This is a genomic window from Agrobacterium radiobacter (genome assembly GCF_040801995.1).
GTDB classification, from domain to species: Bacteria; Pseudomonadota; Alphaproteobacteria; order Rhizobiales; family Rhizobiaceae; genus Agrobacterium; species Agrobacterium radiobacter.
Window position 1 is genome coordinate 2,048,530 of the sequence record NZ_JBEGHX010000002.1, and the last position, 14,660, is coordinate 2,063,189.

Genomic DNA, 14,660 nt, shown 5'->3' on the forward strand with positions numbered 1-14,660 from the left:
CCAGACCGCTTCCCGCCGAAGAATTCATCGTCTTTCCCCGGCAGAACAAGTCGAGATACGGGTCGGCTCCCGAGGTCATTCAGGTCGCGTCTGTCGAGGTCAAAGCGAAAACGTTGCGATTCCCCCGTATTGGTCGTTATCCAACCAGTTCGTCTGTGATCACCTCGAACCGCTTAAGTATAGCCGGTCCAAATGCGGTGGACAGCGCGACGTCTGTGGCATCACGTCCTGTCGCCATCAATATGCGTCCGATGCGGGGCGTGTTGTGACGGGCGTCGACCGTATACCAGCGGCCGCTGAGATAGACTTCAAGCCAAGCGCTGAAATCCATCGGGTTGGGGTCTGTCGGCACGCCGATATCACCGAGATAACCGGTGCAATAGCGGGCCGGGATATTCATGCAGCGGCAGAGGGTGATAGCAAGATGCGCGAAGTCGCGGCAAACGCCGGTCCTGTCGTTGAACCCGCCATAAGCCGTCCTCAGCGGATCGGCTTTCTCGTAGTTGAAGACAATATGGGAATGGACGAAATCGACGATCGCCTGAACACGGGGCCAGCCGAGTGGTGTAGCGGAGAAGTTTTTCCAGGCAAAGTCCGCCAACCGGTCGGTGTCGCAGTAGCGGCTGCCCAGCAGGAACACCAGAACATCGTCCGGTAAATCCTTGATATCGTGCTGGAAGGCGTTTTCAGGAACGGGATCCGGCAGGCCGCCGTCATATATGTCGAAGCGCGTGGAGATCGTCGTCAGTCCGGGCGGTGCGGATATGCGGCTGCAGGCATTGCCGAAGATGTCCAGATATCCCCAGGCCTCGATCGGCCGGTCGAAGGTCAGGACCTGTTCGGTGAGCAAATCCGCGCGCCGGTCGGGATGGATGTTGAGAACCAGCAGCATCGCCGTCTCATTTTCGCATTCATAGGCAATATCGAACCCGGCGCGTATCTTCATGCAGCACTGTCCCTGAAAGAGCCATCGTCATGTCCTTTAGTCTGCAACGCTTTTACGCTCGCGACGTTCCGGCCGGTGGTCAGGTTGTCAAGGCAGGTCTTGTGCGGAGGACGATCACGGCGCGGATATCGATCAGCGCGCGCGGGCGCGTTTGGCAAGGAGAGCGGATGTTGCGGCGGTACGATCCGATAATTCCTTCGCAAGACGGGCTTCCCGAAGGCGCAGGGTCTTTGCATCGCGGGATTGCGCAATGGAATCGAGCTCCTCAAGCGCTTTTTCTTTTGCGAAGAACGGTGTCTGGATGTGGCTGAAGGCGAGTTCGGCCTTCTGGCGGGAAATACTGTATTTTTCTGTCATGGGTGTTCCGGTGATAGGGCTCGGCCAGCGAGCGAAAAACAAAAGGCCAGGCAATTTGCCTGGCCTTGATTGGGTTGGCGTGCTTCGTCAGTGCCAGTACATCCGTGGTCAAAGGGAAGCACAGACCCTTAGGCAGCCTGCAGATTGCAGGCCGACATTTTGCCCGACTTGTTGTCGCGCTCAAGCTCGAAGCCGACTTTCTGACCTTCGACGAGTTCGCGCATGCCGGCGCGCTCGACGGCGGAGATATGGACGAACGCGTCAGCGCCGCCATTGTCAGGCTGAATGAAGCCGAAGCCCTTGGTGGAATTGAACCATTTAACTGTGCCAGTGGTCATGATGAACCCTTTCATAGCAATAGAGAAACCACAGCACTCGTGCGCTGCGGATGATGATAGCGATTTTGAAAGGAAAGGTTCGTTCAGAACGCGGTGCCAGACGCGTGACAAGCAAAGCTAAGCAAGCAAATTCGATTGCTCCTTATATCCTGCCTCTGCCGGAGTGTCAACTATTGGTTTTTGACGATATTTAACCTCGTCAAAAAGTTGTGCTCTCCTATACGGCGTGTGGCCGCTCATCGCCTTGTTTTCCGCGCAATCCGGGCGCATGATTGGGCTTCGTCATGCTGGCCGCATGGCGCTGCGGTGTCAGAGAGGCGCCGTCTTCTTTTCTTCGTCCGATTGCAAATGTTTGCGCAAGCGTTTCGGTGTCATTTTTGACGATGCCGCGAAGTTTTACCCATTGCGACAGGCGTGTGCCGGTAGCGGCGATCATACACCATCAGCCATTTCTTTATGCCTCCGCGTAACGTTCGTCCGGCGGAACATGGCAATAGCGGCGTAGAATGAAACGGGCTCCACGCGGACGACATCCGCGTGCGAGTTCCATATGAAAGGCAACACCATGGAAACGTGCAACGAACACCGGCGCCAGGCGCTCAGGATAGAGACCTGGGAGAACGAAGGCGGAGCTCCCGTCTCCGATACGCTCGAGACCCAATATGGAAGACGGATCGAGAGGGATCAGAGCTGGACGATATACCATGTCTTCACCGGCGTGCCGGTGCGCATCGGTGGCCGCAGGCTGACCCATCTCAGCATAGCGGAAGCGACCGACGGTATGCTGTCCCTCAACCGGCGTAACGCATTGCGCAGGAAAGAGCGCACGGGGAGCAAGTCATGACGCTCGCTTTCCCCAACACGGCCCGCAGTTTTGACGAGGTGCGTAAAGCGGTTCGCTTTTTCGGCCATGACGGCATGTTCGAAATCCGGTTTTTTGTCGAGGCCGAAGCGCTCGGGAAGGGCCGGGGACACGCCATGAGCATGTCGGAAGCCCAGTGCCTTTCCTCTTTCGACGCGATGCGCACCGCCATCTACGCGGCGGCACGGAAGGTCTACGCCAAATCGCGTCGTAATATGAATATTCTGACTGCTTCCGACCTCGGCTAACCTGTCGCTGCGGATATTCCTTTCCCGAAAGTGCCTGCGCCACCAAGCGCCGCATCGCTGCCGCGCCCGCTGGTGATTTCATTTCATTGGCGGTGAAGCCTTTCCGAGCTTTACCGAAGGTTCCCGACCCCAGATACGAAGCTTGCCGAGGTTCGATACGAAGCCGGCGAGGCCTTCCTCCCCGGGGAGGGCAACGGTGCCCTCATCAAGAGCGTCGGCAATGCCGGCTTTTTCCAGCAAGGGCAGCGCCGACTGATCATAGCCGATGAACTTGCAGTGCTGGAAGGCATCGGCCACGAAGTCCCGCGCCGTTGCCTCATTGACCAGATCGTCTATCGCTTCGACGGAGGTCAGCAGTGCGACCGCATCGAAAAGAACGGACGGCCCGCCATCGATCATGTGATGGGCCTTAAACCAGCTGCCATCCGAGGCAGTGACGCCGCCGACTTTCGGCGCGATCAGTTCGCAGACGGCTTTCTCCCTGGCAATCGCCGACATCAGGCCATTCAGCAGCTTGGCATCGACCCCATCGGTGACGAGGATACCGAGCTTGCGGCCTTCGAAGCGCCTGGGGCCGCGCTCGACGATGCTGAGCGCTGGTGAGGGCTCCAGATCCTGACGGGTCGGCATAGCCGCATCCGCCGGCTTCGGCATCGACTTTAATCCCAGCTTCTGCGCAACGGTGGTTGCCAGCGTCTCGTCAATGTTCATCAGATGCGAAACCATGCGTTCGCGGATAACAGGTGTTTCCACCTTGCTCAGTTCGAATGTCAGGGCGGCGGCGATGTGACGCTGCTCGGGTGGTGTCTGGCTGATATAGAATTGTCGGGCCTGGCTGTAATGATCAGCAAAGCTTTCCGGGCGTAGCCGCGCCTTGCTTCCCTGTTCTTCGGCCGGGAAATGGCGATAGCCGCGGCTCGGCGATTCCCGCGGACCTTCACCAAACGAGTTCGGCTGGTAATTCGCCCTGCCGACAGGATTGCGCATGGCCATGTGGCCATCCTGCTGGAAATGCGCGAAGGGACACTTCGGCGCATTGATGGGCAGGTGGGTGAAGTTTGGCCCGCCAAGCCGTTTCAGCTGGGTGTCGAGATAGGAGAAGTTCCGTCCCTGCAACAGCGGATCATTGCTGAAGTCGATGCCCGGCGGCACGTTCTGGGTCATGAAGGCGACCTGCTCGGTCTCGGCGAAGAAGTTGTCGGGCATGCGGTCGAGCACCAGCCGTCCGATCGGCTGCGGCTTCAATACTTCCTCGGGGATGATCTTTGTCGGGTCGAGCACGTCGAAGTCGAAGCTGTCGGCAAAGTCCTGGTCGAACAGCTGCACCTGCAATTCCCATTCCGGGAAGTTGCCGGATTGGATGGCCTGCCAGAGGTCGCGGCGATGGAAGTCGGGATCGGCACCGTTGATCTTGACCGCCTCGTTCCAGGCGACCGACTGAAGCCCCAGCTTCGGCTTCCAGTGGAACTTGACGAAGGTCGATTCGTCCTTGGCATTGACCAGGCGGAAGGTGTGGACGCCGAAACCTTCCATGAAACGGAAGGACCGCGGTATGGTGCGGTCCGACATGGCCCACATGATCATGTGCATGCTTTCCGGCGTCAGGCTGATGAAGTCCCAGAACGTGTCATGGGCGGTCTGCGCCTGCGGAAACGCCCGGTCCGGTTCCTGCTTGGCGGCATGGATCAGGTCGGGGAACTTGATGGCGTCCTGAATGAAAAACACCGGAATATTGTTGCCGACGAGATCCCAGTTGCCTTCCTGGGTGTAGAGCTTGACGGCGAAACCACGCACATCGCGCGCAAGGTCGGCCGAACCCTTGTTGCCGGCAACCGTTGAGAAGCGGACGAAAGCCGGGGTCTTTTCGCCCGCTCGCTGCAGGAAATCCGCCCTGGTATAGGCCGAAAAGGATTCGTAGGTCTCGAAGAAGCCATGCGCGCCGTAACCGCGCGCATGCACCACGCGCTCGGGAATGCGCTCGTGGTCGAAGTGGAAGATTTTCTCCCGGAAATGGAAATCATCCACGACAAGCGGCCCGCGCGCGCCGATCCGCAGAGAATTCTGGTCGTCGGCAACCGGCCCGCCCTGGGCGGTCGTCAGCACAGGCGCGTCTGTTTCGGCCGTCTGGTGTAGCTCGCCGCCGGCGCCGCGCTCCAGCTTCTGGTCGTGAATAGTGACGGTCTCGGTCTTGTCTTGCGGTGATTTGCTGTTGGTGGTCTTGGCCATGGTGTGGCTCCTGAATTGGAAGGGGCCTATCGCGGCCCGGAAATGAAAAAGCCGCCCTGAAAGGCGGCCCGAACAGAGTGGGCGGCTCACGCCATTTTCGACTGGGCCTTCAGTGTCTGGTTTGCGGAAAAGCCGATGTCCTCGAGCCTGTTAGGCAACACGTCGTACAATGACTTTTCCGCAGGCATCCGGGAATCCGCTTTTGAGTGCTGGACTTGGAGAACCCTCGAACCGTGGCGACGTTCCTGCGGCGGCAAAATAATTTTCATTCCGCCGCAATGCCTGCCCGCGCAACACGTCGGGAAGCCATCCACCGTCACGATGACGTGGGTGCCATCCAATTCTATTTGCAGAGCGGCGGAACCATGCGGCGAGCATAGTGTTTGCTGTGGGAGCCTGCTCGAAAGGCTACAACGAGGAAAAAATCATGAAAAAACTTCTCTTAGCCGCAGCGCTTGTCGGCGCGTCGACGCTTGCCGCCTTCGCACAGACCACCCCCGCCCCGGCAACCGATGGGAAAACGCCCGCCGTGGCCACGCCCAAGACCAAGAATCCGACAGCGCCTGTCGAAGGCGCAAACAGTTTCACCGAGGAACAGGCGAAAACGCGCCTCACGGAGGCCGGATATACCGATGTCAGCGGCCTTATGAAGGATGACAAGGGTGTCTGGCAGGCCAAGGCCTCGAAAGATGGCAAGCCCGTAAGCCTGGCGCTCGACTATCAGGGCAACATTGTCGCTAACTAATTCACTCTTCAGGAGAATCCTATGAAGACCGTTACAGGACTTTTCGACGACTACTCCGATGCCAGCGCGGCTGTCAGCGCGCTCGAAGAACGCGGTGTACCATCTTCGGATATCAGCATCGTGTCGAACAATGCAGATGAACGCCACGGCAAGTCTACAAACGCCGCTGAAGGCGCCGGCACAGGTGCCGGCATCGGTGCCGCCGTCGGTGGCGTGGGCGGTCTGCTCACCGGCCTTGGCATCATGGCAATTCCCGGCGTCGGGCCGGTGGTTGCCGCGGGCTGGCTTGCCGCTACGGCGGCGGGCGCCGTGGCCGGTGCCGTGGCAGGCGGTGCCGCCGGCGGGCTTATCGGCGCGCTAACGGAGTCCGGCGTGCCGGAAGACCATGCCCATGTCTATGCGGAAGGCGTTCGCCGCGGCGGCACGCTGGTAACCGCGAAAGTGGAAGACAGCCTTTATGCGGACGCGCAGGACATACTGCGCCAGTCCAACTGGGTCGATCCCGATCAGCGCCGTGAGGCCTATGCCAAAGAGGGCTGGTCACGCTTTGATGACACGCTGGATCCTTATGAACCAGCTGAAATCGAACAGGAGCGTCTGCGCTACAGACGCTAGATCTCGCAACGAAGAAAGGCCGGCACATGCCGGCCTTTCTTTCAAATCCAAGAGGGCGGACGAGAGTGCCGGTCATTGCAACATCTGGATGGTCCATCCCCAGGACCGTGGCCCACCTTTTTCCCGAAACGGGAAGCGGGCTCAGCCGTTATGTCGCTGTTTTCAACGGTGTCGAGATCAATTCCACCTTCTATCGCCACCATCGGATGACGACGTTCGAGCGCTGGGCAAACTCGGTGCCGGATGAGTTCCGCTTCGCCGTGAAACTGCCCCGCGAGATAACGCACGAGCATCGGCTGCATGCCGTCGGCCAAATTTTCAAGACATTCGTTGAAGAGCTCGCGGGGCTGAATAGCAAGCTAGGCCCATTATTGTGCCAATTGCCATCCACCCTTAAGTTCGATGACAATGAGGCCACAGCCGCGTTCGAAGCCATGCGTGAGGTTTTTCCAGGCATGCTGGTAATCGAGCCGCGCCACACAAGCTGGGCCACGCCCCCGGCGGAAGAGGTTTTAACACGATATGCCGTTGATCGCGTTCTGGCCGATCCGGCACCGGTCTGGCCCGCAAGTGATTTTTCAGAGCCGCCAAGATATGTCCGTCTGCACGGTGCGCCCAGGATGTATTATTCGGACTACAGCGCGGAAGAAATCCGCTCTTTTGAAAAACGCCTTTCCGCCGGCTCCTGGTGCGTGTTCGACAACACGGCCTCCGGCGCCGCAATCCAGAACGCACTGGCAATGCTCGATTGTGGCGTCGTTACGGAACAACGCGCGGGCTGACATCTTCGCTCGCGCCGTCAAGCGCCAATGCCTCATCAATCTCGGCTGATGATACCTGCAGGAACTGGCGTCGGGCCACCGCGATGGAAATCGCGGGAATCTCCAGATGGGTTGCCACCCGGCGATATGCCGTGAAGCTCAACCCTTCTATCAATTCCTCGTCCACGACCAGGCGATATGTGCCCGCTCCCAAGAGTTCCGTAAGGGCCTCCAGACGGAACGGATGCTTGAATGTGATTTCGGTCTCTGTTGTTCTTTCGATCATTTCGAACACCGTTTTCCGCTGCGTTGTAGACCGGCAGTTGCAGCCGGTATCGCAACTATGCTCCGAAGAGGATGTAAACGATCAGCGCAAGGCTTGCCGCAGACAAGACGTAGCCAGCCACAGTTGCGAGATCATGTTTCGTGGGTAGGTGAAATATGGAAGACATGGCGTCCTCCTTTGTCAGGGCCAGGGTATTCAACCCTTAAACAGCAGCGCCCGTAAAATGGCTGCTGGAGCTATTACAGTGGACCTGTTCTGCAGGTTTGGCAACTAATCAATTGCAGTGGTTTGAAAGGTGTATTTGAAGTCGTTGAATCGGCAATATGGTATCCAATTTGCTGATGGATTGGCAAAGTGCCGTTTGGCCGCTTCCCTCAATATGCGGGAAACACGAGTTTCTAACTCGCACATTCAGGCACGAACCTTGGATTGCAGGTGCGGTGAGATTGATGTGACAGATGCTCGTAGAGCACGAAGACTTCTGCTCGCCGGCAGTAGGAGCGCTCTGGGGAGATCGAAAGGTATTGCCGACAAAGGTTGGCCGGACCCACCATGTTCTCAGCCTATGTCGGATGCTCAGCGAGCTATTCAAGGTGTGCGCCTGACATGTGCGGTCCGCCGACTCTTGTGGTTGCCTCACAACGGCGAAGCAACATCACCCTGTATTTTCCGGGGCGTCTTTAGCCAGAGTTTCCTGCTCGGTCTGAGCGCTTAATCCGGCAACCTCCGTCTCCAGCCGGGCGAGCCGATTTTCCAGCGCGGTCAGGTAGTCTCCTTGCAGGTCGTCGACGCCGAGGAAGGCTTGCTCCCATATCTGCCATTTTTTTAGAAACCGCTTCAACATTTAAAACCTTCCATGGCCGTCGCTTTAGTAAATCGCCATTGGCCAGCGCCGGAAAAGAACGCTGGCATTGACACCGCCAAAACCGAAACCGTTGGATATGGCATATTCAGCATCCAGCGACCGCGCTTCGTTTGCGACAAAATCGATCCCGCTCGACTCCGGATCGGGCGTGTTCAAGTTCAGTGTCGGGGGGGCGATCTGGTTTTTAAGTGCCAAAATCGCGAAGATGGCTTCCAGCCCGCCGGCCGCTCCAAGCAGGTGTCCCGTCGCAGATTTGGTTCCACTGACAGCAACCGATTTTCGTTGCCCAAATACACTCTTGATGGCCCTGATCTCTCCGAGATCACCGACTGGCGTCGATGTCGCGTGCGCGTTCAGATGGCCAATTTCGTGAGGGGCAATGCCTGCTTGGGCGACGGCGATCTCCATAGCCCTACGCGCCCCGCTTCCGTCCTCAGGGCCGGAGGTGATGTGGTGGGCATCGGCTGTCGTGCCGTATCCGACCAGTTCCGCAATCGGGGTGGCGCCGCGAGCAATAGCGTGGCTCAGCGCTTCTATGACGAGTACGCCCGCGCCTTCACCCATGACGAAGCCGTCGCGCGACGTGTCGAAGGGGCGTGATGCCTTGTCCGGCGTCTCGTTAAAACCGGTCGACAGCGACCTTGCCGCCGCAAAACCGCCGAGGCTGACGATGTTCATGCAAGCTTCTGTTCCGCCGCAAACTGCAATATCGGCTTCGTTCGACCTGATTAGTCTTGCCGCATCGCCGATGGCTTGAACGCCAGCGGCACATGCCGTCACGGGTGCTCCGAGCGGGCCCTTGAAACCATGACGGATGGAGACTTGGCCGGCCGCGAGATTGACGAGGAAGGACGGTATCGTGAACGGGGAGAGGCGGCGAGCACCGCTCTGATCGACGGTACGCACCGCCTGCGTGATCGCACGGAAGCCACCGATGCCGGATGCGATGATTGTCGCTGTTCGCAGCCTGTCTTCATTCGAGGTCGGTTTCCAATTTGCCTGCGCCAATGCCTCTTCTGCCGCCGCCAGCGCAAAGATGATGAACCGGTCGACCTTGCGTTGATCCTTTGGCGCAATGATCCTGTCCGGATCGAAGCCTCCTTCAGAGTCTTCGCTGACAGAAGGGACAACACCTCCCACTTTCGCAGGAAGATCTCCTACGACATCGTCGGTCAACCGCCGAATTCCGCTCTTGCCGGCAAGGAGCCGCGACCATGAGATATCCACATTCGCACCAAGGGGGCTAACGGCTCCCATTCCTGTTACAACGATACGACGCATCTGTTTTTCACCTGATTTTGCCATAAAAATAGGCATGCCTTTGACGTCCTGACCGACAACAAGGCCAGGATCATTTCTCAAGACATGCGGTTCAAGCAGAGCCTAGGAGACTCTCATACGGCCATCGCCATCAGTCATCACCACCACTGCGAGCTATACGCCTGACTTCGCCGGCGGCTGCGTCAAGAACGCGTTCCGATAAGCTTTCGTCCTCAATGATGCGGGAGAGCGTGACGGCGCCCACCATCATAGACAATATCGCCATAGCCTTTTCGCTGGGGCTTGAACTGTCAGCGTCTCCCATGAGCTCATCCAGTATCTCGAAGTGAGCGCGAATGCCGTCCTCGAACGGACGTCGAACATTTGCACTTTGCCTCGCCGCGTCCGCCCCCAGTGCAACGAGTGGGCAACCTTCCGCCTTTTCTCCCCTGTGATCTTTGGAAAGATAAAACGCCATAACAGCTTCGAGTGGATCTGAGGTATCTGCGGCCGCGGCGGACCATCTTCTCGTTGCGCTTTCCAGAGCGCGTCTGGATGCAAGAGCGGCAAGATCATCTTTCGACGTGAACTGTTTGTAGAACCCACCTTGGGTAAGGCCGGCACCTTTCATCAGATCCTTCAGCCCGATTCCGTCAAATCCATGCTCTCGAAACAGCCGGCTTGCGACGGTGATGATCCTGTCGCGATTTTCCTCGGCCTGTGCGCGGCTCACTCTCATGTGGATCTCCGATTAGATTTCATTTGACATCTATATTCGTTTTAGATTTAGATTGCAATCTAAGAATTATGTTATCGCCATCAAGAAGGCCAGTGCCATGAAACAAAAAATCCTGCTCTCGACCGTGGCAATGGCCGCCCTCATCGGGGTTGGCGCTGCTATTTTCCTGATGCCATCAACGGACACGAATGCGCAGGCCGCGGATCCCCGCAGCTTGGCTCCGCTTGTCAGCGTGACAAAGGTCAAGACCCCGGACACGGCAAGCCGAAGCTTCACCGGCACGGTTGCGGCCCGGGTGCAGAGCGATCTCGGCTTTCGGGTTCCCGGAAAGATCATCGAACGGGTGGTGGGCCTTGGCGAGGAAGTAAGGGCCGGGCAGCTTCTGATGCGGATCGACGAGACCGATCTTCGACTTGCCCTGACCGCGAAACGCAATGCCGTTATTGCCGCTGAGGCAACGTTCATACAGGCCCAGGCCGACGAGAAGCGCTTCGCGGTTCTCGTCAAGTCCAACGCTGCGTCCACCCAGCAGTATGAAAGATCAAAGGCCACTATGGATACGGCGACGGCACAACTTGCCGCAGCCAGGGCTGATGCAGCAGTCGCAGAAAACGAGGCAGCCTACGCAGTATTGCTGGCTGATGCCGACGGGACGATCGTTGAGACCTTCGGCGAACCGGGGCAGGTGGTCTCGGCAGGTCAGCCCGTCATACGGCTCGCGAAGGCAGGACCACGCGAAGCTCTCGTTTGGCTCCCTGAAAATCTGAGGCCTGAGATTGGCGCCGCAGCGCAGGCCACGGTCTATGGTCGCAGCGGGCAAGAGAAAGCGGTCCTTCGCCAGATATCCGATGCCGCCGATCCCCAGACCAGAACCTATGAAACGCGCTGGGTGTTGCAGGGGGCTGCGGCATCCGCGCCGCTCGGCGCAACGGTTACGATCAGCGTGGAAAACAAGGACGCGCTGGCGCATGCCGAAGTTCCCATCGGTGCGCTTCTGGATGACGGCACGCGCACGGGCGTGTGGGTCGTCGACGAACAATCCTCAAGCGTCCGTTTTCGCGAAGTGAAGGTCGAACGGATCGGCGAGGAAAAGGCCATCGTTTCGAGCCTGAGGGCAGGGGAGGCTGTTGTCGCCCTTGGCGCGCATTTGCTTCAGGACGGCGCAAGCGTGCGCACCGGCGTTGAAAAAGCAGAGGCGGCAAACTGATGAGTTTCAACCTTTCGGCGCTCGCCGTTCGCGAACGAGCCGTCACCCTGTTCTTCATCGTATTGTTGGCTGCAGCCGGCGCTTACGCCTTCGTCAAGCTGGGACGAGCCGAAGATCCGTCATTCACCATCAAGACACTTACCGTTACCTCGGTTTGGCCGGGAGCGACTGCGCGCGAAATGCAGGATCTTGTCGCCGAGCCGCTCGAAAAGCGTATTCAGGAATTGACCTGGTACGATCGTGTGGAAACGACCACACGCCCCGGCTACGCTTTCCTGACCGTGACGCTCAAGGACAATACGCCAGCCTCGGCCGTTGAGGGGGAGTTCTACCAGGCGCGCAAGAAACTTGGCGATGAATCCCGAAACCTTCCCCCCGGCGTGATCGGCCCTTTCGTCAATGACGAATACTCCGACGTCAGCTTCGCCCTTTATGCCTTGAAGGCGAAGGGGATGGCGATGCGTGACCTCGTGCGCCAGGCCGAGACGATCCGTCAGGACATGCTTCACGTTCCCGGCGTGAAAAAGATCAACATTCTTGGCGAGCAGCCGGAACAGATTTTCGTGGAATTCTCCTATCCCAAGCTGGCAACGCTGGGCATCTCGGCGCAGGATATCGCTTCCGCCCTGCAACGGCGCAATACCGTCACCCCGGCGGGTTCAATCGATACGCAGGGACCGCAGGTCTTCATCCGGTTCGATGGAGCTTATGACAGCGTCGAGTCGATTGCCGAAACGCCGATCGTCGCGGGCGGACGCGTCCTCAAGCTATCGGATTTCGCCGCGGTGCGCCGCGGATATCAGGATCCCGCCACCTACGTCATCCGCCACGATGGCGAACCCGCCATCATGCTGGGCGTGGTGATGCAGCAGGGCTGGAATGGGCTGGAACTCGGCAAGGCCCTGGAAGACCGATCTTCGACGATTGCACAAACCCTGCCGCTTGGCATGACGCTCGCTAAAGTCAGCGATCAAGCCGTCAACATTGATGAGGCTGTCGGCGAGTTCATGTTGAAGTTCGCCATGGCGCTCGGAGTCGTGTTGTTCGTGAGCCTCGTTAGTCTCGGCTGGCGCGTCGGCATCGTCGTGGCACTTGCGGTTCCGCTCACACTCGGCGTCGTCTTCCTGATCATGCTGGAAACCGGGCGGTTCTTCGACCGCATTACGCTTGGTGCGCTCATTCTAGCGCTCGGGCTGCTCGTGGACGATGCCATCATCGCCATCGAGGTGATGGTCGTCAAAATGGAAGAAGGCATGGACCGCATCAAGGCGGCGGCATATGCGTGGAGCCACACGGCTGCCCCTATGCTTTCCGGCACACTTGTGACCATCATCGGGTTGATGCCGGTTGGATTTGCCAGGTCAACCGCCGGTGAATATGCCGGTAACATCTTCTGGATCGTTGGGTTCGCATTGATCGTCTCGTGGTTCGTTGCGGTGATCTTTACGCCCTATCTCGGCGTCAAGATGTTGCCCGAGATAAAGCCGGTGGAAGGTGGTCACCACGCGATCTACAACACGCCAAATTACCGCAGGCTGCGTAGCCTCATCGAATTTGCGGTCCGTCACAAATTCCTGACCTGTGGTCTCGTTGGCGTCATCATGGCCGCCTCTGTCGTTGGCATGGGATCCGTCAAGCAACAGTTCTTCCCGACATCTGATCGTCCCGAAGTGTTGGTGGAAGTGCGCATGCCCGAGGGCACCAGCATCGAGACGACAACGGCAACGGTCGAGAAACTCGAAGGCTGGCTGAAAAAGCAACCCGAAACGAAGATCGCTACCAGCTATGTCGGGCAGGGCGCGCCGCGCTTCTTCTTCGCCATGGCGCCTGAATTGCCGGATCCCGCTTTCGCCAAAATCGTCGTGCTGACATCCGATGCCCATACGCGTGAGGCGCTCAAACATCGTCTTCGCGAAGCGGTGTCCAGCGGACTTGCTCCGGAAGCCAATGTGCGAGTTACGCAACTCGTTTTCGGTCCCTACACGCCCTTCCCGGTGGAGTTCCGCATCATGGGGCCGGATCCGGATGAATTGTACAGGATCTCTGAGGAGGCGCTTGCCATCATGAAGACCGTGCCCGACGTTCGCCAACCTAATCGCGACTGGGGCAACCGCACGCCTGTCCTGCGGTTCATCCCCGATCAGGACCGGCTCAACCTCATCGGCCTCTCGCCCGCCGAGGCCGCCCAGCAGATGCAGTTGTTATTGAGTGGCGTACCGATCACACAGGTTCGCGAAAACATCCGCAACGTTCCCGTCGTTGCCCGCAGCGCCGGCGAAAACAGGCTTGATCCTTCGAGGCTTTCGGATTTCTCTCTTACGAGCAGAAACGGACGCCGGGTACCACTCGACCAAATCGGTCATTCCGAAATCCGTTTCGAGGAGCCGGTAATGAAGCGTCGTGACCGCACGCCGGTCATCACCATCCGCTCCGATATAAATGAGACAACCCAGCCGCCGGAAGTGTCGCAGCAGGTCTTCAAGGCCCTCCAGCCCTTGATTGCCTCGCTTCCCGTCGGCTACCGCATCGAAATGGGTGGCAATATTGAGGAGTCCCTCAAGGCGAATGTGGCGCTGGTGAAGATTTTCCCGGCCATGGTTGCCGCCATGCTTATCGTTATCATCCTTCAGGTCCGCAGCCTGTCGACGATGACGATGGTAATGCTCACCGGGCCGCTCGGGCTCGCTGGCGTGGTTCCAATATTGCTCGTTTTCAATCAACCCTTCGGCTTCAACGCCATCCTCGGGCTTATCGGCCTGGCCGGTATCCTCATGCGCAATACGCTGATCCTGACCGAGCAGATAAAGGAAAATCAGGCGGCGGGTCTGGATGACTACCATGCCGTCATCGAAGCGACCGTACAGAGGACGCGACCCGTTATCCTGACGGCGCTCGCTGCCGTCCTCGCCTTCATTCCGCTCACGCACTCGGTCTTCTGGGGATCGATGGCCTATACGCTGATTGGCGGTACGGCCGTTGGAACCGTCATGATCCTGTTGTTTCTCCCCGCGCTTTACGCGGCATGGTTCCGCATCAAGCCGCCCAAAGGCGAGAAACAATCGGAAGAAAGCGTTTCCGATCCGGTGCTTTCGATGGCTGCCGAGTGACTTCGGCCGCATCTCGAATCCTGACAGGTTTAAACTCCCATCTATCGTGCTCGGTGCAATGCCGCTTCGCTCTGGTCCGGGCATGCACTCGTTCGGGA

At 58.5% G+C, this 14,660-nt stretch carries 17 protein-coding genes; 7 read left to right on the top strand and 10 right to left on the bottom strand.

Annotation, left to right across the window (positions count from 1 at the left end; genetic code table 11):
• Window positions 1-136 precede the first annotated feature (136 nt).
• The 4 genes from MRBLRC7O_RS23155 to MRBLRC7O_RS23170 all read right to left on the bottom strand — a co-directional run bounded on the left by MRBLRC7O_RS23155 (window position 137) and on the right by MRBLRC7O_RS23170 (window position 2,077).
• Window positions 137-946 carry a transglutaminase-like domain-containing protein gene (locus tag MRBLRC7O_RS23155; RefSeq protein WP_367727704.1) on the bottom strand — a complete coding sequence of 270 codons (810 nt, stop codon included), beginning with the start codon at window positions 944-946 and terminating at the stop codon, window positions 137-139.
• A gap of 132 nt (window positions 947-1,078) precedes the next feature.
• Window positions 1,079-1,303, bottom strand: coding sequence for a hypothetical protein (locus MRBLRC7O_RS23160; RefSeq protein ID WP_003499608.1), 225 nt, complete (start codon window positions 1,301-1,303; stop codon window positions 1,079-1,081).
• Window positions 1,304-1,431: 128 nt separating this feature from the next.
• The gene (locus tag MRBLRC7O_RS23165) at window positions 1,432-1,641 is read right to left on the bottom strand and encodes a cold-shock protein (protein WP_060725689.1); all 210 of its coding nucleotides are present in this window, start codon (window positions 1,639-1,641) and stop codon (window positions 1,432-1,434) included.
• 217 nt (window positions 1,642-1,858) lie between these two features.
• Window positions 1,859-2,077 (bottom strand): hypothetical protein, encoded by a 219-nt coding sequence (locus MRBLRC7O_RS23170; RefSeq protein ID WP_111797238.1) that lies wholly within the window; start codon window positions 2,075-2,077, stop codon window positions 1,859-1,861.
• A gap of 114 nt (window positions 2,078-2,191) precedes the next feature.
• On the opposite strand from MRBLRC7O_RS23170, the gene MRBLRC7O_RS23175 reads away from it, so the two are divergent.
• Both MRBLRC7O_RS23175 and MRBLRC7O_RS23180 read left to right on the top strand, forming a co-directional pair.
• Entirely contained in the window at window positions 2,192-2,485 is a 294-nt protein-coding gene (locus MRBLRC7O_RS23175) for a hypothetical protein (protein WP_060725691.1), read from the top strand.
• Entirely contained in the window at window positions 2,482-2,751 is a 270-nt protein-coding gene (locus MRBLRC7O_RS23180; RefSeq protein ID WP_003504091.1) for a DUF1488 family protein, read from the top strand. Before MRBLRC7O_RS23175 ends, MRBLRC7O_RS23180 begins: the two co-directional genes overlap by 4 nt.
• 78 nt (window positions 2,752-2,829) lie before the next feature.
• On the opposite strand, the gene katE is transcribed toward MRBLRC7O_RS23180, so the two are convergent.
• Both katE and MRBLRC7O_RS23190 read right to left on the bottom strand, forming a co-directional pair.
• Window positions 2,830-4,977, bottom strand: coding sequence for a catalase (gene katE / locus MRBLRC7O_RS23185; RefSeq protein ID WP_367727705.1), 2,148 nt, complete (start codon window positions 4,975-4,977; stop codon window positions 2,830-2,832).
• A gap of 86 nt (window positions 4,978-5,063) precedes the next feature.
• A complete protein-coding gene (locus MRBLRC7O_RS23190; RefSeq protein ID WP_367727706.1) occupies window positions 5,064-5,318 on the bottom strand; it encodes a hypothetical protein in 255 nt (84 codons plus the stop codon).
• 86 nt (window positions 5,319-5,404) lie between these two features.
• Here MRBLRC7O_RS23190 and MRBLRC7O_RS23195 point away from each other — a divergent pair, with 86 nt between their 5' ends.
• The 3 genes from MRBLRC7O_RS23195 (at window position 5,405) to MRBLRC7O_RS23205 (ending at window position 7,119) form a co-directional block, all read left to right on the top strand.
• A complete protein-coding gene (locus MRBLRC7O_RS23195) occupies window positions 5,405-5,722 on the top strand; it encodes a PepSY domain-containing protein (RefSeq protein WP_080864399.1) in 318 nt (105 codons plus the stop codon).
• Between the two features lie 21 nt (window positions 5,723-5,743).
• Entirely contained in the window at window positions 5,744-6,337 is a 594-nt protein-coding gene (locus tag MRBLRC7O_RS23200) for a general stress protein (RefSeq protein ID WP_035228422.1), read from the top strand.
• A gap of 65 nt (window positions 6,338-6,402) precedes the next feature.
• A complete protein-coding gene (locus tag MRBLRC7O_RS23205) occupies window positions 6,403-7,119 on the top strand; it encodes a DUF72 domain-containing protein (RefSeq protein ID WP_367727707.1) in 717 nt (238 codons plus the stop codon).
• Here MRBLRC7O_RS23205 and MRBLRC7O_RS23210 read toward each other — a convergent pair.
• The 4 genes from MRBLRC7O_RS23210 to MRBLRC7O_RS23225 all read right to left on the bottom strand — a co-directional run bounded on the left by MRBLRC7O_RS23210 (window position 7,097) and on the right by MRBLRC7O_RS23225 (window position 10,248).
• Window positions 7,097-7,384 carry a hypothetical protein gene (locus MRBLRC7O_RS23210; RefSeq protein ID WP_060727319.1) on the bottom strand — a complete coding sequence of 96 codons (288 nt, stop codon included), beginning with the start codon at window positions 7,382-7,384 and terminating at the stop codon, window positions 7,097-7,099. The two genes, MRBLRC7O_RS23205 and MRBLRC7O_RS23210, sit on opposite strands and share 23 nt — an antisense overlap.
• A gap of 655 nt (window positions 7,385-8,039) precedes the next feature.
• Window positions 8,040-8,228 (bottom strand): hypothetical protein, encoded by a 189-nt coding sequence (locus MRBLRC7O_RS23215; protein WP_060727175.1) that lies wholly within the window; start codon window positions 8,226-8,228, stop codon window positions 8,040-8,042.
• A 24-nt stretch (window positions 8,229-8,252) separates the two neighbouring features.
• On the bottom strand, window positions 8,253-9,530 hold the full coding sequence (fabF, locus tag MRBLRC7O_RS23220; RefSeq protein ID WP_077998792.1) for a beta-ketoacyl-ACP synthase II: 1,278 nt from the start codon (window positions 9,528-9,530) through the stop codon (window positions 8,253-8,255).
• Window positions 9,531-9,660: 130 nt separating this feature from the next.
• On the bottom strand, window positions 9,661-10,248 hold the full coding sequence (locus MRBLRC7O_RS23225) for a TetR/AcrR family transcriptional regulator (RefSeq protein WP_060727174.1): 588 nt from the start codon (window positions 10,246-10,248) through the stop codon (window positions 9,661-9,663).
• 97 nt (window positions 10,249-10,345) lie between these two features.
• On the opposite strand from MRBLRC7O_RS23225, the gene MRBLRC7O_RS23230 reads away from it, so the two are divergent.
• Window positions 10,346-11,455 carry an efflux RND transporter periplasmic adaptor subunit gene (locus tag MRBLRC7O_RS23230; RefSeq protein WP_060727173.1) on the top strand — a complete coding sequence of 370 codons (1,110 nt, stop codon included), beginning with the start codon at window positions 10,346-10,348 and terminating at the stop codon, window positions 11,453-11,455.
• A complete protein-coding gene (locus MRBLRC7O_RS23235; protein ID WP_060727172.1) occupies window positions 11,455-14,562 on the top strand; it encodes an efflux RND transporter permease subunit in 3,108 nt (1,035 codons plus the stop codon). The genes MRBLRC7O_RS23230 and MRBLRC7O_RS23235 overlap by 1 nt, the downstream gene beginning before the upstream one ends.
• The last annotated feature ends 98 nt before the right edge of the window (window positions 14,563-14,660 follow it).